The sequence below is a fragment of the Rossellomorea vietnamensis genome (assembly GCF_025398035.1).
In the GTDB taxonomy this organism is placed as follows: domain Bacteria; phylum Bacillota; class Bacilli; order Bacillales; family Bacillaceae_B; genus Rossellomorea; species Rossellomorea vietnamensis_B.
In genome coordinates this window covers 2,259,864-2,282,325 of record NZ_CP104558.1, presented here as the reverse complement: position 1 = coordinate 2,282,325, position 22,462 = coordinate 2,259,864, and the positions used below count along the sequence as shown (strand labels likewise).

21 protein-coding genes and 1 riboswitch are annotated in these 22,462 nt (G+C 44.5%); of the genes, 7 read left to right on the top strand and 14 right to left on the bottom strand.

The features are described 5' to 3' along the window. Positions 1-222: 222 nt before the first annotated feature. From N5C46_RS11825 to N5C46_RS11795, 7 genes are all read right to left on the bottom strand, one after another. Positions 223-939, bottom strand: coding sequence for an anti-sigma factor (locus N5C46_RS11825; RefSeq protein WP_261748833.1), 717 nt, complete (start codon positions 937-939; stop codon positions 223-225). Beyond that, a complete protein-coding gene (locus N5C46_RS11820) occupies positions 936-1,499 on the bottom strand; it encodes an RNA polymerase sigma factor (RefSeq protein WP_261748832.1) in 564 nt (187 codons plus the stop codon). Before N5C46_RS11820 ends, N5C46_RS11825 begins: the two co-directional genes overlap by 4 nt. A 195-nt stretch (positions 1,500-1,694) precedes the next feature. Further along, positions 1,695-2,699 carry a rod-share determining protein MreBH gene (gene mreBH, locus N5C46_RS11815; protein WP_034761217.1) on the bottom strand — a complete coding sequence of 335 codons (1,005 nt, stop codon included), beginning with the start codon at positions 2,697-2,699 and terminating at the stop codon, positions 1,695-1,697. 445 nt (positions 2,700-3,144) lie between these two features. Then, the gene (locus N5C46_RS11810) at positions 3,145-4,803 is read right to left on the bottom strand and encodes a methyl-accepting chemotaxis protein (RefSeq protein WP_261748831.1); all 1,659 of its coding nucleotides are present in this window, start codon (positions 4,801-4,803) and stop codon (positions 3,145-3,147) included. A 21-nt stretch (positions 4,804-4,824) separates the two neighbouring features. Then, entirely contained in the window at positions 4,825-5,802 is a 978-nt protein-coding gene (locus N5C46_RS11805; RefSeq protein ID WP_261748830.1) for a BMP family lipoprotein, read from the bottom strand. Positions 5,803-6,077: 275 nt separating this feature from the next. Continuing rightward, positions 6,078-6,581 (bottom strand): acyl-CoA thioesterase, encoded by a 504-nt coding sequence (locus N5C46_RS11800; protein WP_034761222.1) that lies wholly within the window; start codon positions 6,579-6,581, stop codon positions 6,078-6,080. A 92-nt stretch (positions 6,582-6,673) separates the two neighbouring features. Further along, entirely contained in the window at positions 6,674-7,867 is a 1,194-nt protein-coding gene (locus tag N5C46_RS11795; protein WP_261748829.1) for a NupC/NupG family nucleoside CNT transporter, read from the bottom strand. A 139-nt stretch (positions 7,868-8,006) separates the two neighbouring features. Next, a riboswitch (purine riboswitch) is annotated at positions 8,007-8,108 on the bottom strand. Between the two features lie 191 nt (positions 8,109-8,299). Here N5C46_RS11795 and N5C46_RS11790 point away from each other — a divergent pair. Then, the gene (locus N5C46_RS11790) at positions 8,300-10,126 is read left to right on the top strand and encodes a solute:sodium symporter family transporter (RefSeq protein WP_261748828.1); all 1,827 of its coding nucleotides are present in this window, start codon (positions 8,300-8,302) and stop codon (positions 10,124-10,126) included. 64 nt (positions 10,127-10,190) lie between these two features. Here N5C46_RS11790 and N5C46_RS11785 read toward each other — a convergent pair whose 3' ends face one another. Next, entirely contained in the window at positions 10,191-10,319 is a 129-nt protein-coding gene (locus N5C46_RS11785) for a YflJ family protein (RefSeq protein WP_079530789.1), read from the bottom strand. A gap of 381 nt (positions 10,320-10,700) precedes the next feature. On the opposite strand from N5C46_RS11785, the gene N5C46_RS11780 reads away from it, so the two are divergent. After that, on the top strand, positions 10,701-11,894 hold the full coding sequence (locus N5C46_RS11780; RefSeq protein WP_261748827.1) for a hypothetical protein: 1,194 nt from the start codon (positions 10,701-10,703) through the stop codon (positions 11,892-11,894). Between the two features lie 32 nt (positions 11,895-11,926). Next, positions 11,927-13,387 carry a hypothetical protein gene (locus tag N5C46_RS11775; protein WP_261748826.1) on the top strand — a complete coding sequence of 487 codons (1,461 nt, stop codon included), beginning with the start codon at positions 11,927-11,929 and terminating at the stop codon, positions 13,385-13,387. Positions 13,388-13,429: 42 nt separating this feature from the next. Here N5C46_RS11775 and N5C46_RS11770 read toward each other — a convergent pair whose 3' ends face one another. Further along, complete coding sequence (locus N5C46_RS11770; RefSeq protein ID WP_261748825.1) at positions 13,430-14,719, bottom strand: MDR family MFS transporter; 1,290 nt, start codon at positions 14,717-14,719, stop codon at positions 13,430-13,432. Positions 14,720-14,902: 183 nt separating this feature from the next. Between N5C46_RS11770 and N5C46_RS11765 the strand changes: the two genes are divergently transcribed. Next, positions 14,903-15,484 carry a DUF6944 family repetitive protein gene (locus N5C46_RS11765; protein ID WP_261748824.1) on the top strand — a complete coding sequence of 194 codons (582 nt, stop codon included), beginning with the start codon at positions 14,903-14,905 and terminating at the stop codon, positions 15,482-15,484. Between the two features lie 344 nt (positions 15,485-15,828). Here N5C46_RS11765 and N5C46_RS11760 read toward each other — a convergent pair whose 3' ends face one another. Continuing rightward, the gene (locus tag N5C46_RS11760) at positions 15,829-17,061 is read right to left on the bottom strand and encodes an aminopeptidase (RefSeq protein WP_261748823.1); all 1,233 of its coding nucleotides are present in this window, start codon (positions 17,059-17,061) and stop codon (positions 15,829-15,831) included. A gap of 227 nt (positions 17,062-17,288) precedes the next feature. On the opposite strand from N5C46_RS11760, the gene N5C46_RS11755 reads away from it, so the two are divergent. Further along, positions 17,289-17,681: a hypothetical protein gene (locus tag N5C46_RS11755; protein ID WP_034761232.1), complete on the top strand. Its 393-nt coding sequence runs from the start codon at positions 17,289-17,291 to the stop codon at positions 17,679-17,681. A 147-nt stretch (positions 17,682-17,828) separates the two neighbouring features. Here N5C46_RS11755 and N5C46_RS11750 read toward each other — a convergent pair whose 3' ends face one another. Then, positions 17,829-18,287, bottom strand: coding sequence for an RrF2 family transcriptional regulator (locus N5C46_RS11750; RefSeq protein ID WP_079530791.1), 459 nt, complete (start codon positions 18,285-18,287; stop codon positions 17,829-17,831). Positions 18,288-18,448: 161 nt separating this feature from the next. Here N5C46_RS11750 and hmpA point away from each other — a divergent pair, with 161 nt between their 5' ends. Beyond that, on the top strand, positions 18,449-19,657 hold the full coding sequence (gene hmpA, locus N5C46_RS11745) for an NO-inducible flavohemoprotein (protein WP_261748822.1): 1,209 nt from the start codon (positions 18,449-18,451) through the stop codon (positions 19,655-19,657). Positions 19,658-19,822: 165 nt separating this feature from the next. On the opposite strand, the gene N5C46_RS11740 is transcribed toward hmpA, so the two are convergent. Continuing rightward, the gene (locus N5C46_RS11740) at positions 19,823-19,990 is read right to left on the bottom strand and encodes a hypothetical protein (protein WP_167562132.1); all 168 of its coding nucleotides are present in this window, start codon (positions 19,988-19,990) and stop codon (positions 19,823-19,825) included. A 185-nt stretch (positions 19,991-20,175) separates the two neighbouring features. On the opposite strand from N5C46_RS11740, the gene N5C46_RS11735 reads away from it, so the two are divergent. Continuing rightward, on the top strand, positions 20,176-20,553 hold the full coding sequence (locus N5C46_RS11735) for a DnaJ family domain-containing protein (RefSeq protein ID WP_261748821.1): 378 nt from the start codon (positions 20,176-20,178) through the stop codon (positions 20,551-20,553). Positions 20,554-20,591: 38 nt separating this feature from the next. Here the strand turns inward: N5C46_RS11735 and N5C46_RS11730 are convergent, their stop codons facing one another. Continuing rightward, positions 20,592-20,777, bottom strand: coding sequence for a histidine kinase (locus N5C46_RS11730; protein ID WP_406685756.1), 186 nt, complete (start codon positions 20,775-20,777; stop codon positions 20,592-20,594). A 44-nt stretch (positions 20,778-20,821) separates the two neighbouring features. Further along, the gene (locus N5C46_RS11725; RefSeq protein WP_261748819.1) at positions 20,822-22,303 is read right to left on the bottom strand and encodes a methyl-accepting chemotaxis protein; all 1,482 of its coding nucleotides are present in this window, start codon (positions 22,301-22,303) and stop codon (positions 20,822-20,824) included. Positions 22,304-22,462: the final 159 nt, after the last annotated feature.

The following is a 22,462-nucleotide window of genomic DNA, read 5'->3' as shown; positions in this document are numbered from 1 at the left end:
CTTCTTTTACTATGTAATCCATTATAAAAAAAGTAGAATGGAAATAAGTGAACATTTGTTAAATATTTGTACAACTTCTGTTATATAGGACTTAATTCCCTGGTTCGAATTCCTTAAACATTTCGATGTGCGAAAAATCTGAAACCACAAGATCAATCAGACATAAAAAGAGCCCGGCAATTAAGGATTGCCGGGCGAATAACAGTGTATAAAATTTTTTTTTTAAATTTCGGAAGCCAACACGATGTCCCCCTGAGGAAGCTGGCTATTGGCATCGGGTTCAAGGGTGATCGCCACCGTATCCCAATCCTTTTTCGTAAACTCTTCGTTGAATTTGAATACAACCGAGCCTTTTCCGTCCTTACTCGTGACGAATGTACCGGCGCGCTCAGGTTGATCATCTTTAATGAGCCATACCTGATACACCTCTTCATTTGAAAGTTCCTGCAGTTCTGAAGCCTGGACGACCATACTTGTTTGTGCACCCTGCTTGATGATGCTTGCAGTTCCTCGTGCGTTTCCATTGACTGCAGCCAGATCGACATATTGTACGACCTGATCGATCGTTGCCTGTTCCACGACTTCATCCTGATCTTCAAGCTGTGAAAATAAATAGGCATTGCCGATCAAGGAGAGGAATAGAGCGGCAGCGACAGAAGGGAGGAACCATGTTTTCTTTTTCTTTTTGGCTGGAGGTTCGACATTTGCGGTTCGTTTCTCTTCTCCTAGAATGCCGGCCATCACACGGTCTTCCAGGTCCTTGGGAGGTTCGACAACATCAGATGCGAAAGGCATATAGTCCATTAACTGCTCCAGTTCATGAAGTTCCTCCTGACACTGCGGGCAGCTCTTCAAATGTTTCTCAAACTGAGCTTTCTCAAGTTCTGATAAATGTCCGTTGTAGTAATCCAGTAATTGATCGCATTGTTGTGTGGTCATTCGAATGTACCTCCTTTCCCTTTTAGACACGTGTGTAAATGTTTAAGAGCCAAACGGATCCTTCCTTTAACCGTCCCGATTGGAGTGTCAGTGGATTCTGCGATGGATGCTTGAGTCAAGCCTTTAAAGTAGAATAGTTGCACGATTTTTTGCTGATCCTCTTTCAGGGTTTTTATGCAGTCCCTGATCGCATTCCCTTTTTCTTTCCACTCCAATTGATCGGCTGGCGTTTCATAGGTGACTTGAAGGGAGTCTTTTTCTATATATTCAACAGACTCATGCTTCTTTCGTTTTCGTATGGCATCGAGGCAGGTGTTCCGTGTCATCGTCAACAACCATGATGAAAATTTCCCTTTGCTATGGTCATATGGAGAATGTTTCTTCCAGAGCTTCATGAAAACCTCCTGGATCACTTCCTCCGCGATCTCACGGTCTCCTGTCATTTTATATGAGAAGGAATAGATCAATTTTTCATATTGCTGATAAAGCTGTCGTAATGCAGTCGAATCTTTTGCCAAAACTTGTTGATACAGTTCTAAATCCTGACGATCATTGGGCATAGTACGCTCCTTATCTTTGACATATAAAATAAGGATACTAAACAACGGGACGGAACTCAATTTTAATAAGCTAACGAGGGAAATAAGAATTTGGATCACAAATGTTTGAAAAAAATGTTAGTGGGGTACATAGAAGAGTTTGGTGTTTTTTAAGTGCAAAAAAATCCCCCAAACGAATGGGGGATGTCTTCTTGCTTATTTGACTTTTTGCAGTTTGTGGATCACGGATAGGGAACGTCCTGTTCCGATGGCCACTGATTCAAGCGGGTTGGGAGCTAAGTGAACCGGTACAACGATTTCCTGGCTCAACCAATCTTGAAGTCCGTTCAATAGGGCTCCGCCACCTGTCAGGATCACACCGCGGTCAACGATATCCCCACTCAGTTCAGGTGGACAATTTTCCAGTGTCGCACGGATTGTCTCCAGGATATGAAGGAGGGATTCCTTCAATGCATCCTGGATTTCGTTCGATGATAATTCAATCGTTTTCGGAAGACCAGTGACGAGATCACGTCCACGGATATCCATTGTTCTTTCTTCATGATCAATCAAAGCCTGTCCGACTTCGATTTTCACTAATTCAGCCGTTCTTTCACCGATCAGGAGATTATAACGTTTACGAACGTATTGGACGATATCTTCATCCATTTGGTCTCCACCGATACGGATCGTGTTACAGGAAACGACACCACCGTAAGAGATGATCGCCACTTCCGTCGTTCCACCACCGATGTCCACGATGACGTTGGCAACAGGCTCTCCAACCGGTAAGTCTGCTCCGATCGCGGCAGCTACAGGTTCCTCGATAAGGGTAACGGATTTCGCACCGCTTCCTCTCACAGCATCCTGAATCGCCCTTCTTTCAACACTTGTTGCACCTGAAGGCGTACATACGACCACGGTCGGCTTACGGATAGAGAATCCAAGTTTTTTACTCGCTTTTTTCATCACTTGCTTCAGCATCTCAGTCGTCACATCAAAGTCGGCAATCACACCATCTTTAAGAGGGCGTACAGCCACGATCTTTCCCGGTGTTTTCCCAATCATGCTTTTCGCTTCTGTACCAACGGCCAATACCGTTTTGTTTTCGGTGTCAATCGCCACAACTGATGGCTCATTAAGTATAATTCCTTTATTTTTACTATAAACAAGTATATTTGCAGTTCCTAAATCGATCCCAATTTCAGAGTTTGATAACATCAGTATTCCTCCAACTATAAGAATTCTACACACACTATAACCTTCTATACAGTATAGGAGATTTTCGGGGGTTATGAAGGTGGAGATATTTACCACCGACAAATTGTTACAAAGTATGACAGATATGAAAGCGCTCCTCAAAAAATAAAACGTTTCTACAGAGCCTTTTTAAATACCCATATATGTATGCAGGGACGGACCTTCCCTTTTTGTTCGTTAAAAAAATTTAAACGTTCTGTAATAAACATAGGGGTGATTTTGACTAGTATTTTAGGATCCGGGAGGGTGGACGTAGGGGAATGGTGTGAGGTTATTGTCGGAATGTGGAAGATTCGTGGTCTATGAGGGCACCGGGACATTTCGTATCAGAAAAACGTCCAAACACCGCAGCTTTTCTAATCAACAAAAAGAGAATGCCCAATTTAAAAGGCATCCTCTCAATCTTCTAAAGGGTAAACCGTTCCAACTCTTTCTTCATGTCTACCGTCATTTTATTCAATTCGCCAACTTGCTCATTCATGCGTTCAAAGTATCGAAGCTGTTCTTCCGTGGATGAAGAAATTTCTTCTGTACCCGCAGCGGTTTCTTCCGTGATGGCTGAAATGTTTTCAACGGCGGCAATGACCTGACTGGTTCGCTCGGAAGAAGCAATCATCCCCCTCTCGAGCTTGGAGAGATTATCGAATATAGTAGAAACATTTCCTGAAATCTCTTCAAAAGCCTGCTCCGTCACAGTCATGGAATCAACTTGCTGGGTGGAAAGGGTTTTCCCTTTATGGGAAGCATCCATGATGGACTGAATGCCCTGTTTAATGTTCCCTACCATGCTGCCGATCCGCTCTGTTGCAACGGAAGAGTCTTCCGCAAGCTTCCGCACTTCCTGGGCCACAACGGCGAAACCTTTCCCGGCGTCTCCTGCACGGGCCGCTTCGATCGCTGCATTCAATGCAAGGAGGTTCGTTTGATCGGCAATTTCCCTGACCGCCTGGGCGGCATTTTCAATTTCCCCCGTATATTGGGCGAAGGATTCCACCGAGTTCATGATCGATGACGAAGATTCGGCGATCATCCCGGCAAATTCCTGCTGCTTATTTAAGGAAGTTCGACCGTTTCCGACCGAGGTCATGGCGACTTTGCTGCTCTCGGAAGATTCTGCACTCTGTTCGACATTCCGGGCAAAGTCATCCCCCATCACAGCCATAAGGGAAGCGGTGGATTGGATATCCTCAGAAATCGATTGGCTTCCTTTTGCGAGCTCTTCTGTGGAAAGTGCCACCTGGTTGCTGCTTTCCGTCAGACTCGACATTTGCGAGCGGACATCCTGAGTGAATCTCTCTACATTGGATCCGATGTCATGCACAGATTGGACCGTACTCCGCAAATTTATGACCATATGGTGAAATACCGTTTGCAGCTTATCGACTTCGAATCTGCTGTTCTTCTCTTTAACTGCGTCGATGGTGATCGTTAAATCCCCATCGGCCAATTTTTCAGCGTTTTCTACCATCCGGTTCAATGGTTTGACAATTCTCCTGGTAAGCAGGTTCGATGCTAAAAGAGAGAGGAAGATCGTCACGATGAAACCGATGACGGAAGCCCAGACGATGAATTGGATTTCATTTTTGTTTTCTTTTAATAAACCCTGGTACCAATCATTTGTTTGTTTATTCAGTAGATGCATATCGTTTAGAACGCCGGAAATACGTATCGACTGCCGTTTGATCTCTGCTTTATTCATTTCACTGAGAGCGGAATCCGAAGCCGACTTCAGTTCAGTGAATTTGGACTCTATGGAAGACAGGGTCTCCTTTTGATCTTTAACGGAAATAAGTTTCTTCAACTCAGTGATTTGAGCCGTGGTTTCATTCAATAAACTTTCGACCATTTGCTTATTTTCTTCCGTCGAATTGACCGAGTAGTTCGATAGGGCTTGTTTCGTAACGATGAGATCCCCTCGTAATGTTTCCGTTTCGAGCAGTACCTGCACATCTTCCTTTGCAGAATTCTGGAGGGAAATCAATTGAGAAACGATGTAGCCGATAATGATGGTTGAAAGGACAAGGGGAATCAGCCCCAAGATCAATAAACGTTTTTTTAGTGGCATGACTTTTCTCCTTAGATGAATTTATGGCAACTTGACCGAGATATCTCCCGAGATGATTTTGTTTTTAGCGTCTTCCAGTTTTTTTGTTTCCTCCGGAGACAGACTGGTGACACGAATCGGGGCAAGGCCGACACCGTCTTCTTTAAGACCAAGTTCATAAGCGTGCTGAGAGATTTTTCCGTCGGTGATAAGTTCGTTTGTAATATTAAAAACAGCGTTGTCTACTTTTTTGACCATGGAAGTGACAACCGATTTTTCGGCAATGAAATATTGATCCGAGTCGACTCCTCCAGAAAGATGGCCAGCTTTTTGAGCAGCCTGGATGGCCCCGACCCCTGTAAATCCGGCAGCAGGGTAAATAAAGTCCGCGCCCTGTTTCATTTGTTTCTCTGCAATCTGCCTGCCCAGTTCTGCGTCACCGAAGTTATTGGCATTGTCCTTTAACACTTTAATAGAAGGATTGATATATTTCGCTCCTTGTATATAGCCTTGTTCAAAGCGCGCGATGACCGGTACATCGGCTCCGCTGATGAATCCGATCGTTCCTGTCTTGGTTTTCATGGCGGCAACCATACCGAGAAGGAAACTTCCTTCATGCTCCTTAAACGTAATCGACGTTATATTATCCATTTCTGAAAAACCGTCAATCAATAGGAATTGTTGATCGGGATTTTCTGCTGCAACCTTTTCAAGGGCATCCTGAATCGAAAAACCAAGACCAATCACAAGTTCATGATCCTGTTTAACTAGTTCCTGGAGGGCCCCTTCAAAATTCCCGTCCGGAGCTTCTCTATAATCGAATAAAATACCTAATTCGTCACGGGCACGTTCAAGACCCCTGAAGGCAGAATCATTAAATGATCCATCTCCAAGACCTGTGTCCGAGAGCAGGATTCCGATGCTATGCTGTTTCTCTGTGCTGGTTTCTTCCGTCATAGGCGTAGAACACCCTGCCACTATAAGCAAGACAAGAAGAAACATACTGACTATATTCTTCAAACCGTAACCTCCATATATGGTAATAATAAGACATCCTACATGTCCGTACCTCTGTATTATCGGAGGGACGGACCTATTTTGAAGGGGGATGGGTAAAAAATATGGGGAGGATCTGGAATAGGGTTTATGTGATTGTGAGCGGGAAAAGAAAGAAGGGTTTGGAGTTGTTTCCATACAAGAATCGGTGGGGTGGAGCTTGCGGGAAGGGAAAACGGCGAACGCTGTCTTTGCCACATAAAAAAAAGAGATGCTCTATAACAAGCATCTCCATCCATCTAATACGCTTTACGGAAAAATTCCGCCAGCTCTTCACTATGTTTTTTGCGTGCTTTACGGTGCTCGGCACGATTTTGGGCTGTTTCGTTCAGCCATTTCTCTTCTTCTGTTTCCGGCACGACTTCAGGGATGATCGCCGGTTTATTTCCTTCCAGGGCTACAAACGTCAAGAAGGAAATGGCAGCCACATTGGTTTCTCCTGTGAGAAGGACTTCTGAAGTCACCTTCACACAAATCTCCATGGAGCTGCGCCCCGTATACGTTACCATCGCTTCAAGTGTAACTGCGTCGCCGACTTTAATGGGCTGAAGGAAGTCGACGGAATCCGTGGAAGCCGTTACGACGGGTTTGCGGGCGTGACGGGTGGCGGCAATGGAGGCCACGTCGTCTATATAGGCCATCAGTTTTCCACCAAACAGCGTACCGTGATGGTTCGTGTCAGGTGGAAGAACATGGGTCGTTTTACTGGTTTTCGTTTCTTTCATGGTCTTTTTTTCTCTCAATGGTTTCACCTTCCGTTGTCAATGTGAAAAAAGATTACTACCTTATACTATTCACTAAATGGCTCGGGAAGAAACATAAAACACGCAAAAAATTATAGAAATATACTAATGATGATGGCAGTGATGAAGCTTGCCAGGGTCCCTGCAAGGATGGCTTTCAAGCTTAACTTGGATACCATCGGCCGTTGCGTAGGTTCCAATGAACCAAGTCCGACAATCAGCTGTCCGATGGAAGACAGGTTGGCGAAATTACATAGAGCGACTGAAAGGATCGCCACGGTCTTTGGTGAAAGCTCGCTCATCATTCCTGAAAGTTCTTTGTATGCGACAAACTCGTTCACAGAAAGCTTCGTTCCGATGATGGACGCTGCACGGAATGCTTCATCCATCGGAATGCCGACGAGTAATGCCAGTGGATAGAAGATGTACCCGAATACCGTTGAAAGGCTCGTATCGACGAGGCCTAATAATCCATTTACGGCGGCAAGGATCCCGATGAAAGCAATCAGTAATCCACCAATGTTAATCGCTAATTGAGTTCCGCTCAGTGCGCCTTCGGAGATTGCTTCAAATACATTCGTATGAGTGGTCTTCCCTAATGAAATGTCTCCATTTGTTTGTGATTCTTCCGTTTCCGGCTCGATGATCTTCGAGATGACAAGGGATACGATAGGAACACTGAATACAGATAATAGAAGGAATTTCATATCGATCCCCATCAACGAGTATCCAATCAGGATGGCACCGCTGGCTGAAGCCGTTCCCCCGACCATGACGGCAAAAAGCTCGGAGCGAGTCAACTTTACTAAATAAGGCTTGATCAACAGGGGAGCTTCTGCCAATCCAAGAAACGAATTCCCGATTGCATTAAACGATTCCACCTTTGTCGTACCCAGGATTTTTCCGAGTCCAATTCCGATATATTTTACGAAAAACGGGATGATCCGTAAGTAGTAGAGAGCTGAAATCAGGGCTGAAATAAAGATGATCGCACCTAACACATTGATGGCGAAAACGAAGGAGATGTTCGTCCCTTTTTCAAAGAATCCTCCGAACACAAACATGATTCCTTCATTGCTGTAATCGATGACCTTCTGAACACCGAGGGCGGCTTTCTTCAGGACCGTTTGTCCAAAAGGAACCTTCAATACAAAAAGAACCAGCAGAAATTCAAGGCAGATGCCGATGATGATCGTCCGCCATTGGATGGCTGAGCGGTTGCTGCTCAGGAGCCACGCCAGAAATAAAACGCCAAGTAACGATAAGATGCCATATACTAAACTCACAATATCAATCCTCCAAATAGTTTCTTCATCGAATGCTGATGTCGTATGATGTCAGACTTCTTAAAAAGAACAAATAAAAAAGTGCATGAAGACTTTCTCTACTAAAATAGGGAAAGCCTCCACACACTTATAGAAAGCATATAGAATAGACTTTCCTTATAGTCCGGCACTTTACGGCTGCCAGGTAGAGACTTATGGTCCATATCACCATAGATATATAAGGAATTCGTATGAAGTTATGTTTAAAATATGTCCTTTACTTTATCACAGGATGAAAGCCCTCCACAACCGTTTTTTAAAAAGAAAATCAATGGAAAAACGTGGTGGTTCCATATGACTATTTTTAACAATATTCCAAACATAATAGTTTACTAGTATAATTTTCGGGGAACTTCTCAAACACATGTAATAAATTTGAAGGGAAGAGGAACGATGTTTGAGAATGGTTTGCTTTTTACAGTCTTATCCTGTGTCTTTTTTATGGGATTGGTTGCGTGGGTTTCATACATAAAAACAAAGGGATCTTTGAATGATTCCACTGGTTATTTTCTGGCAGGGAGGGGGCTTACGGGAACGTTCATTGCCGGTTCGCTTCTACTCACCAATTTATCTGCTGAGCAATTGGTGGGTTTGAACGGGCAGGCGTTCCGTGCGAACCTGTCGAACATGGCATGGGAAGTGACGGCGGCATTTGCCATCATCATCATGGCCCTGTATTTGCTCCCGAAATATTTGGGGAGGAGCTTCACCACATTACCTGAGTTCCTGAACCAACGATATGATAAGGGCGTTCGTCAGTACACGACCATTCTCTTTATGCTTGGCTATGTGTTTGTGACAATTCCTTCGATGCTCTATTCAGGGGCACTTGCTGTCTTGAAATTATTCGATGTCCCCGAACTGCTTGGGATTTCCTATACTCAATCGATTTGGCTGATTGTTTGGACGATCGGGATCATCGGCAGTATCTATGCCATTTTCGGCGGACTGAAGGCTGTGGCCATCTCTGATACGTTGAATGGTGTAGGGTTGCTGATCATCGGGATTCTCGTACCGATACTAGGATTCTATGCCCTGGGAGAAGGAAACATCCTTTCAGGAGTGAAGGAAATTGCGACGAAGAACCCTGAGAAGCTGAATTCTATCGGATCCGCATCGGATTCCGTCCCGTTTTCTACCATCTTTACCGGTCTGCTTTTTGCAAATCTATTCTATTGGGCTTCCAATCAGTATGTCATTCAGCGTACCCTTGGAGCGAAGAATTTAGCAGAAGGACAGAAGGGTGTCATCATTTCAGGTTTCTATAAACTACTCGTTCCCTTTATGATGATGCTTCCCGGAGTCATTGCATTCCATCTGTATGGTGACTCTTTGAAAAGTGTCGACTTGGCATACCCAGCATTGATCAATGCCGTACTGCCATCGTATTTAACAGGGTTCTTCCTGGCTGTGTTGCTTGGAGCCGTGTTAAGCTCCTTTAATTCATTGCTGAACAGTGCAGCGACGCTTTTTGCACTTGATATATACAAGCCTCAGTTCAATCCGGATGTGAGCGATCAGAAATTGATTACGATCAGTAAATGGTTCGGAGCCCTGCTGGCCGTAGTATCCATGTGTGTGTCCCCGTTACTGATCAATGCGACGGACGGATTATGGGACTTGATCAGAAGATTCACGGGATTCTTTAATATCCCGATCATCGTGGTTTTACTTGTCGGGGTGTTTTCAAAACGGATACCGGCAGTGGCTGCGAAAACGGTCATCATCCTTCATGTCATCACGTATTATATGCTCGTGTGGGGGACGGGACATCTATTCGGCTTCACAATCGATATCAACTTCATTCACATCTATGGGATTCTCTTTGTAGCAGAAGTGGCCCTGATGCTTGTGATCGGCTGGTGGAAACCGATGAAGAAGCCGTACGAATATCGTTATAATCCAAAAGTGGACATGATGCCATGGAAATACAGTATTCCATTATCCATCGTCCTGATGGCCTCGGTCGTACTGACGTATTTCATCTTCTCACCGATCGGTCTTGCATATGAATCAGCGGTCATTTCACCTTATTTCTGGCCTGCCACCGGAGGACTGTTCCTCCTGACAGCAGGACTCATCGTCTGGTCGCTGAAAAGCTGGAACCAAAAATACAGAAACTATCTACTCAAAAACAAAACATACAAACTGAACCGGACAAAAAAATACACCATCCAACCAAACCTGAACCCAATCTACTCAACCAAATTGCTGAAATAAAAAAAGGGACGGACCTTCATTCCTATGACCTGGTCATAGGAATCGAGGTCCGTCCCTCTTATTTTTATTTTGTACGTTCTAATAGGTTAGCTAGAACGTGTTTTTTGTAGGATTCTACTTTGCGTTCTTCATAGCGGCGTACCCCCGCTTTTTTTAGTTCTTCTACGTACCAGCCTTTGCTTCCGATATGCATTGAAATCAACATCCTTTCTTTGCGTAGTATTGATTGGAATCTCCGACTAACTCTCGAAAGAGCTACGTTAAGATTGCTTACGGTTGTACATTGTAACATCTCATTTTTTATGAAAAAAGGGGGTAAACGGAATTTTTCGGATTCATCCTTTTCTGATAATTTTTCAGGAGAAAATTAATTTTTTTATAAAAAAGTGATCCAAATATGAACCGGCTTCGTTAGCTTAGTGAAAATCGGATACAGTAGGGTTTTTTATTATGATGATTGCAAATTGTACCTGGTACAATGAATGCTTTTTGTACCAGGTACAACAGATACAGCACCATCCTAAAAAACAATTCAGCATCCGTTATTTGAATCGGAAGGAGGTGACAAGACGCAGTGCAAAAACGCCTCATTCAGGCTTTGCTTTTTCTTGGAGTCATCAGTATTCCAACCTTTGCTTCAGCAGAGGGCGGACTTCTCTCCAACGTGACGGATGAAGTCAACACTGTCACGGACAGCGCGACAACGACCGTGAATGAAGCCGTGTCCGCTCCTGACGAGGAGAAGGGCAAACCTTCTACGGATGATCAGCAGTCGAAAGGAAATATTCTTTCCAATACGGTTGATTCGGTGACAGACACGGTCTATGAGACGACAGAATCGGTAACAGGTACAGTAAACGCTGTAACGAAGACCGTCGGGAACACAGCGGACAAAACCGTTGAACAAGCGACAAAACCAGTTACAGATATCGCAGGGGACTCAGCGGCTCCTGTAACGAAAACGGTGAACAACACCACTAAGGCCGTTACCAAAACCGTTGAAAAAACAACGAAATCTGTAACCGGAACGGTGGATTCGACGACGAAGACGGTCACGAGCACCGTGGAAGAAACAACGAAACCTGTGACGGAATCATTGTCAGACGCTGAACCTCTGTTGGAAGTGGATCTGTCGGATGAACCCGAAGTGAAAGTGAATACAGGGGTCGCCGATGTGGAAGTATCCAAAGATCCACAGGTGAAAGTGGATACCGGAGTAGTCGACGCCGATGTTTCAAAGGAACCAGCTGTCAAAGTGGACGTTGAAACAGAAGTGCCCGACGAGCCTGTGGTCAACACAGAGGATAAAGATCGTGACGTCGAAGTGGAGAAAGAAAATGTTCGAAAGGAACCGGTCAAACAAGACGTTCCCGTCGAACCAGAGATGAGCTCCACTAAAATAAGCAAAGCCAAAAGACTAAGTGAAACCATACTTACAAAACCGGTTGAAGTAGAGGAAAAGGGTTCAGTTACGATGGAAGAACCTAAAAGTCAGAATGAACAACAACCTTTTCCGCCACGTAAAAAGATGGAACCGGTCCTGACGACGACTACGATGAATTCAACAAGTCAGTCATCCAGTACAAGTGGAATGAGCGCTCAGGTAACAGGATCATCTTCTTTATGGGGTGTGTCGGAGCAATATGCAACGGCGGTCAACTTCCAAAAAGCCAATTTGTACGAGAAAAAGAATCTCTACTATGATCAGTGGTTAAACGCACCACCGTCCCAACCACCTCAAGATTCTCTTCTTTTCAAAAGTATATAAACTAAAAACTTTTAAAAGGAGAGAAAAATAAAATGAGAAAAAGCGTATTTAGAACATTGGTTATGACAGGTGGATTAGCAGCAAGTCTTGCAATCGGAGGTCACACAAGCTTAGCGGCAGGGAATGATTCACTGCTGAACAGCGATGATGGATTATTGGAAAACGTCAACATCCTTGATTCGGAAGACGGTTTATTGAATGGATTGAACATCGGTGGATCAGACAACGAAGAATCAAATGCGGATACAAATGCTGATGCGGATGCAACCATCGTAAACGAGACGGCTGTAGACGAAGAAAATGATTCTGTTACGACCAGCAACGGTGCAGAAGCAACTTCAGATGTAAACGCAGCGGTTGAAGGAGAAGACGAATCGGCAGAAGTGAATGCAGACACGGACGCAGCTATCATGAATGAAACGACAGTGGAAGAAGATTCAGCGACTTCTAAGACAGAAGCGGGAGCATCCCAGGATGTAAACGCGGCAGTTGAAGGAGAAGACGAATCGGCAGAAGTGAATGCAGACACGGACGCAGCTGTCATGAATGAAACGACAGTGGAAGAAGATTCAGCGACTTCCAAAACAGAAGCAGGAGTATCCCAGGATGTAAACGCAGCGGTTGAAGGAGAAGACGAATCAGCCGAAGTGAATGCTGATACAGACGCAGCTGTCATGAACGAAACAATGGTAGAAGAAGATTCAGCGACTTCCAAAACAGAAGCAGGAGCATCCCAGGATGTAAACGCGGCAGTTGAAGGAGAAGACGGTTCAGCATCAATAGACGCTATGACCGATGCGGGAATCATGAACGAAACCATGTACAATGAAGAAGATGATTCTTATGCTTCTACTACTTCCGGGAACCTTACGTCTGGTCTGAATGCTTCGGCATCTGATGAAGAGAATGAAGTGAGTGCTGATGCGATGACCGATTCCGATGTATGGGTGATGACAGAAGGCAGTGAAGAAAACGATTCTTCTAAAACGTCCATCGGTACTGAATCTGCAAATGGTCTAGTACTTGGAACAATGGATAAAGAAGATGGAGATTCTTCTGAAGTAGAAGCAATGAACGATACTTCTGTCATGACAACTGTTGAAAACAGCGACGACTATTCCAAGTTCGAAGCGAATGCAGCGAATAACCTTATGCTTGGTGCTATGACAAACGATGAAGACAATGAATCTGCAGCAACTGTCATGAACGCAGTGAATGCGGGACTATGGGCTGAATCAATGGATTCTGAAGAAGAAGAGTATACGAGTGCAGGATTAAATGCAGGTACGGATACTGCTCTTGGATTCTTATCTTCTGGCGAGGACAACGAATCGTCTCTTCTATCAAACCTTGGTGTGAATGCAGATGCAAGCTACACACAATGGGAAAATGAAGAGTCTTCAGATTCAGAGTTCAACCTTGGTCTTTCAACAGATCTTGGTCTAAATACAATGCTACAGTCTGATGATGAAGGATTTGATCTCGGACTGTAATAGAAAAGGGAAAGGAATGATCCATTGCGGATCATTCCTTTTTTAATGAGCAGGTTTCTTCAGTTCCAATTCTTCCTTCTCAAAGCGCTCGAACATGATGAAGAAGAGTCCGGCACTCAAAAGAGCCAGGATAGAAAGGAGGATGAACGTCCAATCATACCCTACATATAAAGAAAGGGTGATGGAGAGGGGCGCAATCGTCCTCGCGATCGTGAAGCGCAGGCTGGCTGCGGCAAAATACTGCCCACGCATATGATCCGGTGCAAGCTTCGATACGAAGCTTTGCTGGATACCGGCCGTCATCAGTTCTGCGAACGTGAACACCGCCATGCTGATCACAAACATCCATACGGAACTCGTTTGACCAAACATGAAGATCGAAACCGCATAAATGAGAGAAGATAGAATGAACACATTTCGTTCACGAAATTTAGTGATCCATCGTGTAATGACCACTGTAAGAAGGGCCACCAGAAATCCATTTTCCGACAGGATCAAACCGAATACCTGCTCACTTACGAGTGTCAAGGACCAGTCCCCAAAGCTGAACAGAGTGGCTTTATCCATGACATCTTTTATATACACGGGAATCAGGAGGTCCAATTGCATGAACGTTTGACCTACCAGGACCCCGGCTAAAATAAACAATAAAAACGTTTTGTCTTTAAAAATAACGCTGTAATCCTTGAACTGATCTGTCAACACACTATGCCAGGCTTTCTTTTTCCCTTCTGTGACAAGAAGTTTATTCTTATCTGCCGGAGCCGTTTCCCTCGTCATTTTATATAAAAGAAGAGCTAAAAGCATGCAAATAAGAGCGGCTGCGATTAATAATTGAAAGCGATAGTGGACATAGAAAATGCCTCCTAATATTGGCCCGACGACGACGGCGATGTTAATGGACGTGTAAAAGACGGCAAATACGTGGCTCCGATCCTTCTCATCCACCACATCGGCAACCATGGCCTGACTTGCCGGCCAGTAAAAGGAACCGAAGACCCCGACCAAACTGAAACAGATAAACCCAATCATGGCAGAATCAAGCCAAGGTGAACTGGCAAGTCCAAAGATCAGAAAAGCAAAGCCTTGTCCAAAAGCCGAAATGACCATCATTCGTTTACGTCCGAATCGATCCGCGCAGTAGCCTCCCATCAGATTCGCGAGTACGGCAAATACCTGTGAAAGAACCAATAATAATCCTGCCGTCTGTTTTCCGAATGACTCTGTAAAATAGATCGTCAAAAACGGAAAGAACATCCAGAAAGTAATGTTAATCGCTGCTTCCCCAAACAGCCGGACCTTCAAGTTACGGTCCCAATCCCGAATTCTCACCTAAATCCCTCCCCTATGTAACTCTAGATGAACTAGATTATCATAGCCCGACAGGACAAATTAAACAAGACTGATTTACTGGAATTTTACAAAATATTTACTCATGCCAACGGTGTGGCTCGGGATACCCTTTTCCCCATTTGGAATACATTAGAAGTACTGAGGAAGAAAGGGTGGATGGTGGTGAGCGATAGACTAATTCTCATTACTGGGGTGTGGACCCAGGTCGTCGGAACAGTGATTGCTGCCATCGGTGAAACCATGATCATTCAGGAAGAGCGGTTGAATCTCCCGCCACTCGGATTTCGCTTGGTCTCCATCGGAAATGGTTTCGAGGCCACTGGGAATTCCCTGCAGGCGGTTGGGGCGGAAAAACTGTCGGATGGTTCCATAGGGGAAACGTACCGGATAGCCGGTGACTGGATCCAGGCCTCGGGGAACGTCACAAATGTATTTGGTGCAGAGCTTCAATTTTACGGTAAAGAGGTGGAGGGATTGAAACTCGATATATTCGGGGACACCGTCCAGTCTATCGGAGCAGGACTCGAAGCCTACGGGGCAACATTGAGTACACGTGCCTATTCCGATCTTCTTGCTGCTGGAAATACGATTCAATCCCTGGGGGCTGCCCTCGAAGCAGTGGGGGAGACATTCATTTTAAAAGGAATGAGGGAACTGGGGCTGCAGATTACCACCTTCGGAAGCTATGCCCAGGCAGCCGGTGCGACAATCGCTGCGATTGCGTTGACGAAACAGTATGGGTAGGGGGGATCTTTGGACTGAAAGAGTGAGGTTTTCCTTAATCAATGGATATATGGTTGTTTGCTAAGGGGATAGAGTGCTACAAACTTAGTCTCGAAGAAGGGATTGCGTCATTTTTAATGGTAATTGCGTCAAAATAAAATTTATTGCGTCATTTTTAAAATATTCGCGTCATTCTCGAATCGCATTGCGTCAAAATGCGGTTTGATTGCGTTTTTTAACAATTGTATCCATTCGAGTGAGCGCTCAGTCAAACGTCCGTATACCACCCAACCCCTCTCATCCAAAACAAAAACCCCAAAAAGACAGCCAAGCCGCCTCCCAGGGGTTCACACTACATACGTATATTAAAACGCCCAACCGCCATCACGGAATACTGCTTCAGTCGAGCCGTCTTCTTTTACTCCATCGATGTTCATTTTGTCAGAACCGATCATGAAGTCAACGTGAGTGATGCTGTTGTTCAAGCCGTTTTTCTCAAGCTCTTCTTCGCTCATTTTCTTTCCGCCTTCGATACAGAATGCATAGGCATTACCGATCGCAAGGTGATTTGATGCGTTCTCATCGAATAATGTGTTGTAGAATAGCACGTTCGATTGAGAAATCGGCGATTCATGAGGTACAAGAGCGATTTCTCCAAGGTAATGAGATCCTTCATCGGTATCGACAAGGCGTTTGAGGATTTCTTCGCCTTCTTCGGCCTTTACGTCCACGATGCGCCCGTTTTCAAATGTGATTGTGAAGTTGTCGATCACATTGCCGCCGTAGCTAAGAGGCTTCGTGCTTGATACTTTACCATTTACACCGGTCTTAAGTGGAACTGTGAATACTTCCTCAGTCGGCATGTTCGCCATGAAAGTCGTTCCTTCTTCGTTCACACTTCCAGCCCCTACCCACAGGTGACCTTTCGGAAGTTCGATCGTAAGGTCCGTCCCTGGTGCAGTGTAATGAAGCTTCTGGTAGTTCTTTTCGTTCAGGTATTCTACTTTTTCGTGAAGGTTTGCGTCGTGATCCTTCCATGCCTGGACAGGGTCAGCCTGGTCGGCACGGACCGCTTTGAAGATCGCGTCCCATAATAGGTCCACTTGTTCTTCTTCAGAAGCATCCGGGAATACTTTTGCTGCCCAGTCCTTCGAAGGAGCGGCCAGCACACACCAGCTGACTTTGTCGGATTGGATGAACTGACGATACTTGGACATCGCTTTACCGGCAACCTTTTGGAAGTTCGAGATGCGGTCAGGATTTACCCCTTTTAACAGGTCAGGGCTTGAAGAGACGATGCTCATGAAGGCAGCTCCGCCTTCAGCAAGCGTTTCGACTTCACGTGCTTTCCACTCAGGGAACTCCTGGAATGCTTCATCCGGGGCAAGGTCGTATTTCGTACGGTTGACGGTGTCATCGCTCCAATTTACATATACGTGTTTAGCTCCTACTTCATAGGCTTTCTTTACTACTAAGCGGACGAATTCTGCAGAGTCTATGGACGTGTTGATGACGAGGGTCTGACCCTTTTGAACATTCACTCCGACTTCGACTGCAAGACTTGCGTATTTCTCTAAATTTTGTTGGAAATTAGTCATATGTATTCTCCTTTTTTCAGAATGTTCTATTACATTCTTATTGTATCAGGGCCCACACCGTTTGCAAGTGTTTACACCTATCTTTGTATCGTATGCCTAAGAAGGGAAAAGTATTTATTCACGCTAAATTTGAACGTTGTATGGCATCGACTCAAGATTCATAGCCTGGATTCGGACAACTATATTATAATGATGGAAGTGCGTTTATAAATAAGGGGGAAGACGACATGCCTTGGAATGTCCTATTATTACGAATGTCAGCGATTTATGGGTTTATCGGAGCATTTCTCGGGTCTCATATGGCAGGGGCCGGATCCTATGCATTCAAACCGATCCACGCCCATATCCTGGTGGTCGGATGGTTGAGCTTATTTGCCTACTCTTCCTATTATCGATCCTATCAGGTACCGAAATCTTCTAAACTGGCATTTGCCCATGTGTGGACGGCGATCATCGGTTCGATCGGATTGACAGTCGGGATGTGGATGTACAATTTAAATCCATTCAATCTGCCGGCAGGCTTTACGACCGTCTTTTATATTGTCGGGGGAAGTACGCTGTTACTCAGCTTTTTCCTGTTTCTATTGATGACATTTAAGTATAGCGAGAGTAAGAAGTAAGGCCGGTTCCGGTTGGGAGGCAGGCTTTATGTGGCGGTCAATGGTTCAGCTGCTGATTATGGAGGAATAGTCAGCAGCTGAATAATGGCTTATTTTCAGCAGCTGAACAAAAAAAACTCCCCACCACAAATCGGTGAGAAGCATTCTTCAAGTCGACGTTTCATCCCGTTCCTTCTCTTGAAAGAGGAATCGGTAGTCCATGGGATTCTGGATGAGATCAGACAGGGTGTAATCATCGAGGACGGAGAGATAGGCGTTCAATGCTTTACCAAGGACATGCTTCAAACCGCATACCGGTGTGATGATGCATGAGTTGTTTTCGGCATCGAAGCATTCGACAAGATGGAAATCCTCTTCCGTCGCACGGACAAGTTTGCCTATATTGATGTCTTCAGGTGACTGTGCAAGCCTGATCCCGCCGTTTCTGCCACGGATCGTTTCGATCATCCCCATCTTTCCGAGTTCATACGTCACTTTCATCAGGTGATTCTTAGAGATGCTGTAGGCATCAGCGATTTCTTTTATATTAGAGAGTTCGTCCTTTGGTTTTGAAGCCAGGAAAATCAGGACCCTCAGTGAGTAGTCAGTGTATAAAGTTAGTCTCATGTATCTCACCTTTCCGTTCCACTATCCCCATTATACAAAAGGAAGTAAGTTTGTGTCTAAATGTGACTGTTTTGTTAAAGATGTATTTTATATATTGCTTTAATTGGTGAGCAGGAGTAGGCTAAAGGTGTATTCAAAATATATCTTTAGAGGTGACCAATATGCTATCTCAAAAAACCATTGAAATCGTGAAATCCACTGCACCTGTATTAGAAATCAAAGGAACGGAAATTACATCTGTTTTTTATAAAAATTTATTTACCAACCATCCGGAATTACTAAATATTTTCAATCATGCCAATCAGAAAAAGGGTAGACAACAAACCGCCCTGGCCAATACCGTGTATGCTGCCGCCCAAAATATCGATAAGCTTGAGATGATCCTCCCTGTTGTAAAGCAAATCGCTCACAAGCATAGAAGTTTAGGCGTTAAGCCTGAGCATTATCCAATCGTTGGCGAGCATCTGCTTCAAGCCATCAAGCAGGTTCTTGGAGATGCAGCGACAGATGAGATCATCGAAGCGTGGGGAGACGCATACGGTGTCATCGCCGGAGTCTTCATCGATGTAGAAGAAGAAATGTATAAAGAAACTGAAAACAAGGATGCCGGCTACAGGGACTTTAAACCGTTCATCATTGCTAAAAAAGTAGTGGAAAGCGACGTCATCACTTCTTTTTATCTTCAACCGAAAGAAGGCGGAAGTGTCCCAACCTACATGCCGGGTCAATATTTATCAGTCAGAGTGACGATCCCCGGGGAAGAATTCACCCATATTCGTCAGTACAGTTTATCAAGCGCTCCAATGGACGATCAGTTTAGAATTTCTGTTAAAAGAGAAGCAGAGTGCGATCCACAAGGGAAGGTGTCCAACTTCTTACATGATCAAGCAGTCGTAGGAAGCGAGATTGAAGTCAGCGCACCTGCCGGGGATTTTTATTTAGAGGACGGGGACTCACCTGTTGCGTTTATAAGCGGAGGCGTTGGGATTACACCTATGATGAGTATGCTCGAACAAGTGGCCAAATCCACACCTGAACGCAAGACAGCATTTATCCATGCGAGCAGACATGAAGGCGTGCATGCCTTTAAAGGGGACGTCGAAAAGCTCATGACAGAACTTAAGAACGGGGAAGCGTGCTTTGTTTATGAAAATCCACGGGAAGAATCTTCATCCCACTTTACAGGCTATGTGAATAAAGAGATCCTGAAGCAGTATGTGGACGCTGGAACCGAATGCTATGTGTGTGGCCCCGCACCATTCATGAAAGCCGTTATCGGGACATTGAAGGAAATGGGCGTATCAAAGGTGCGTTTCGAATTCTTCGGTCCGGCAATGGATTTAAGTAAGCAGGAAAGTGTGACGGTTTAAACGATTTGAAAAGAAAACTGCGTTTTTCAAAATAAAATTGAAAAAAAGAAAATAAATCCTTCTCATTTGAAAATAAAGAGCTTTACTGATGGATCAGCATCCAGATGCATCTCATTTCGATGAAGGAAAACAGAAAAACGCTAGGATTCCTAGCGTTTTTCGACTTTAGTAGCGGTGTTCATCGTTATCTTCACGATTTTTAAACGCTTCCTGTGTCACGATCAATTCTTCATCACCGACGGCATCCTCGGAATGTTTACTAGATGTACTATTTTGAGGGAAGTTCCCCGGGTGTCCTTTTTTCTTTGATTCGAATGATTTACCACGTGCCATATGAGCCACTCCTTTTCGTTCGTGATACAGGTAGTTTTTCCAAGGGGACTGAAAATATGTGAAAGTGAATTGTCAGAAAACGGACGCATCTCCCATGTGCAGGAACACGTCTATTTGGATATAATGGTCATAACACGTGAGGAAATGCTTCTTTAGAATCAATCAATTCCTGAGGGGTGATAGCGTTGGATTTTTCATCAATTGTGTCGGAACAGCGGATTAAGAAGGCATATGAGGACGGGGAGTTCGAGAATCTTCCCGGCTATGGAAAACCTTTGAATCTCGATGATGACAGAGGGATTCCCCAAGAATTAAAGATGGCCCATCGGATCATGAAGAACGCAGGATTCACAACGGATGAAATGAATGTGAAAAAGGAAATGATGAGGATCGAAGACTTGATCAGAGTCTGTGAGAATGAAGAGGGAGAGCGGGAATTAAAGCAGAATCTGAATGAAAAAATGCTGAAATACAACAGCATGCTTTCAAAAAAGAGAATCAAAACAAATAGTTCCTTGTTCAAAAATTATGAGCATAAGCTGGAAGGCAAACTGCTAAAATAAAGAAAACACCACGTTCATCACGGAACGTGGTGTTTTCTTTATTTCGGTTCCCCGTCTTCTTTAAATAAGAAGAAGGAGATCACGCCGGATAGGAGGGTGCCTCCGATGATCAGCATGAATTTTGAACCAGTTTCGATCTCGGCATAATATTTGCCAAGCATCCAATAACATGCAACGGCTACGAGTATCATGATGGGAATGATCATGGTGAATCGTTTTTTCAACAGTGCCACATCCTTTAAAGCTTCTCTTCTCAGTTTACCACAGATTATGCGTTGACACTGTTCTGAATACGGGCTGCACTTGTGGCAGTATCTTGAACATATTGGGCAATCGTCCGGTTGTCACCGTGAAGGGTTTCAATGGTGGCGCTGATTTCCTCGAGGCCCGCAGAAGTCTGTTGGATGACAGCCGCGAGTTCCTTCGTTGACAACTCAGCTTCCTCGGTCTGCCCCCTTACGTCTGATGCGGTGGTGGTGAGGCGCTGGAATTCATTTGACAAGGCGTCAAGCTTCTCTCGCAATGATGTAAAATACGCCGTGACCTCACCGGTAGCCCCCACATTCTCATTAAGCTTCTCAGAACTTAGATTCATGATTTCCACAGCAGAAGAGTTCACCGCATTGACAGATGCCAGATTGTCATTGATGCGTGTCGCCGTATTCCGGGTGATTTCCGCCAATTTCCGTATTTCATCGGCTACGATACTGAAGCCGCGTCCTGCTTCTCCTGCCCGTGCCGCCTCGATGGATGCATTCAAAGCGAGCAGATTGGTTTGATCGGTAATGTCCTGGATGCTGCCGATAAAGCTGTTGGTTTCTTCAATTTTACTGGTGAGTTCTTTAAAGGTCTGGTGAAGGCCTTCAATGATGTTTTTCAATTCGATCATGTTTTCCTGGAGATCCATGACCCGCTCGCTTCCAGACACGGCAATCGCATTCGCATCGGTTGAATGGGCGGTAAGGTCATCAGACAGCTTTGCGACTTCTTCCATCTTACCCATTGTCGTTTCTGTGACAAGGGCGATGTTATTGATCTGATCACTTTGGGTGACACTTCCTGCTGAAATTTCATTCACTGCCGTTTTCATTTCATCATGGGAGACGAGATGGGTCTGGATCTGTTCATTGATTTGTTGGATGCTTCCTGAGATGGTCCCCAGTTCTTTTTGTAAGAAGTTTCGCTGGTTTTCTTTTTCTTCACTTTCACTTTCCGTTTTATGAATAAATTCCTGAAGCTGCTTGAATTGAGTGCGGTTTAAGTGGATGACGACCCAAAGGACGATGCCCAGCAATACATAGCTCAGTAATGCAGGGACAAATAGTTCGGCGTAAATCGGATCTCCCTTTGGAGCAAGCACCCCATTCATGACGAGTAGGACGAGACCGGATGTGAAGCCGATTCCAAATATGACAGGATTAAAGTGAATGGCGCTGATCACCGCTAAAAATAATAGGATGACCAAATCGGGTGGATTGGATCCTTCTAGAAACAGCCAGATTCCCATTAAGGCATACACAGTCGGTATGCTGAAATAAACAAAAGAATGCGGTTTCTTTACGATCAATTGCAGGACAACGAAATATCCTGCAAGAAAAGCGATCTGAAGGGAAAAGATCGTGACGGTAATCGTTCCTGACTTGTGGATGATCGAATACGAGAGCGCAGCTGCAAGGCTGATTCCGTACGTGATCAGAAGCAGAAGATTCTTTCTTTTACTATCGATTTCTTTCAATTGCTTGGGGGTCATGACAATTTCTCTCCTTTTAATAAAATCCCGTATATTCCATATATCGACAAAAAGAGTGTGTGGTTTTATAACGTTTTACAGTAATTTTTACAAAATTTTGAATAGAATTACCACTCAATAATCAGTCGTTCTATCCGATATTAGTAATAGACTACGATG

Coding starts and splice junctions, on each gene's coding strand:
- hmpA (WP_261748822.1), top strand. CDS start 18,449: ATGCTATCTCAAAAAACCATTGAAATCGTGAAATCCACTGCACCTGTA.
- N5C46_RS11785 (WP_079530789.1), bottom strand. CDS start 10,319: ATGCATATCGGAAGCAAAGGCTGGTACGTAGAAGAACTAAAAAAAGCG.
- N5C46_RS11740 (WP_167562132.1), bottom strand. CDS start 19,990: ATGGCACGTGGTAAATCATTCGAATCAAAGAAAAAAGGACACCCGGGG.
- N5C46_RS11790 (WP_261748828.1), top strand. CDS start 8,300: ATGTTTGAGAATGGTTTGCTTTTTACAGTCTTATCCTGTGTCTTTTTT.
- N5C46_RS11750 (WP_079530791.1), bottom strand. CDS start 18,287: ATGAGACTAACTTTATACACTGACTACTCACTGAGGGTCCTGATTTTC.
- N5C46_RS11820 (WP_261748832.1), bottom strand. CDS start 1,499: ATGCCCAATGATCGTCAGGATTTAGAACTGTATCAACAAGTTTTGGCA.
- N5C46_RS11775 (WP_261748826.1), top strand. CDS start 11,927: ATGAGAAAAAGCGTATTTAGAACATTGGTTATGACAGGTGGATTAGCA.
- N5C46_RS11760 (WP_261748823.1), bottom strand. CDS start 17,061: ATGACTAATTTCCAACAAAATTTAGAGAAATACGCAAGTCTTGCAGTC.
- N5C46_RS11755 (WP_034761232.1), top strand. CDS start 17,289: ATGCCTTGGAATGTCCTATTATTACGAATGTCAGCGATTTATGGGTTT.
- N5C46_RS11810 (WP_261748831.1), bottom strand. CDS start 4,803: ATGCCACTAAAAAAACGTTTATTGATCTTGGGGCTGATTCCCCTTGTC.
- N5C46_RS11725 (WP_261748819.1), bottom strand. CDS start 22,303: ATGACCCCCAAGCAATTGAAAGAAATCGATAGTAAAAGAAAGAATCTT.
- mreBH (WP_034761217.1), bottom strand. CDS start 2,699: ATGTTATCAAACTCTGAAATTGGGATCGATTTAGGAACTGCAAATATA.
- N5C46_RS11825 (WP_261748833.1), bottom strand. CDS start 939: ATGACCACACAACAATGCGATCAATTACTGGATTACTACAACGGACAT.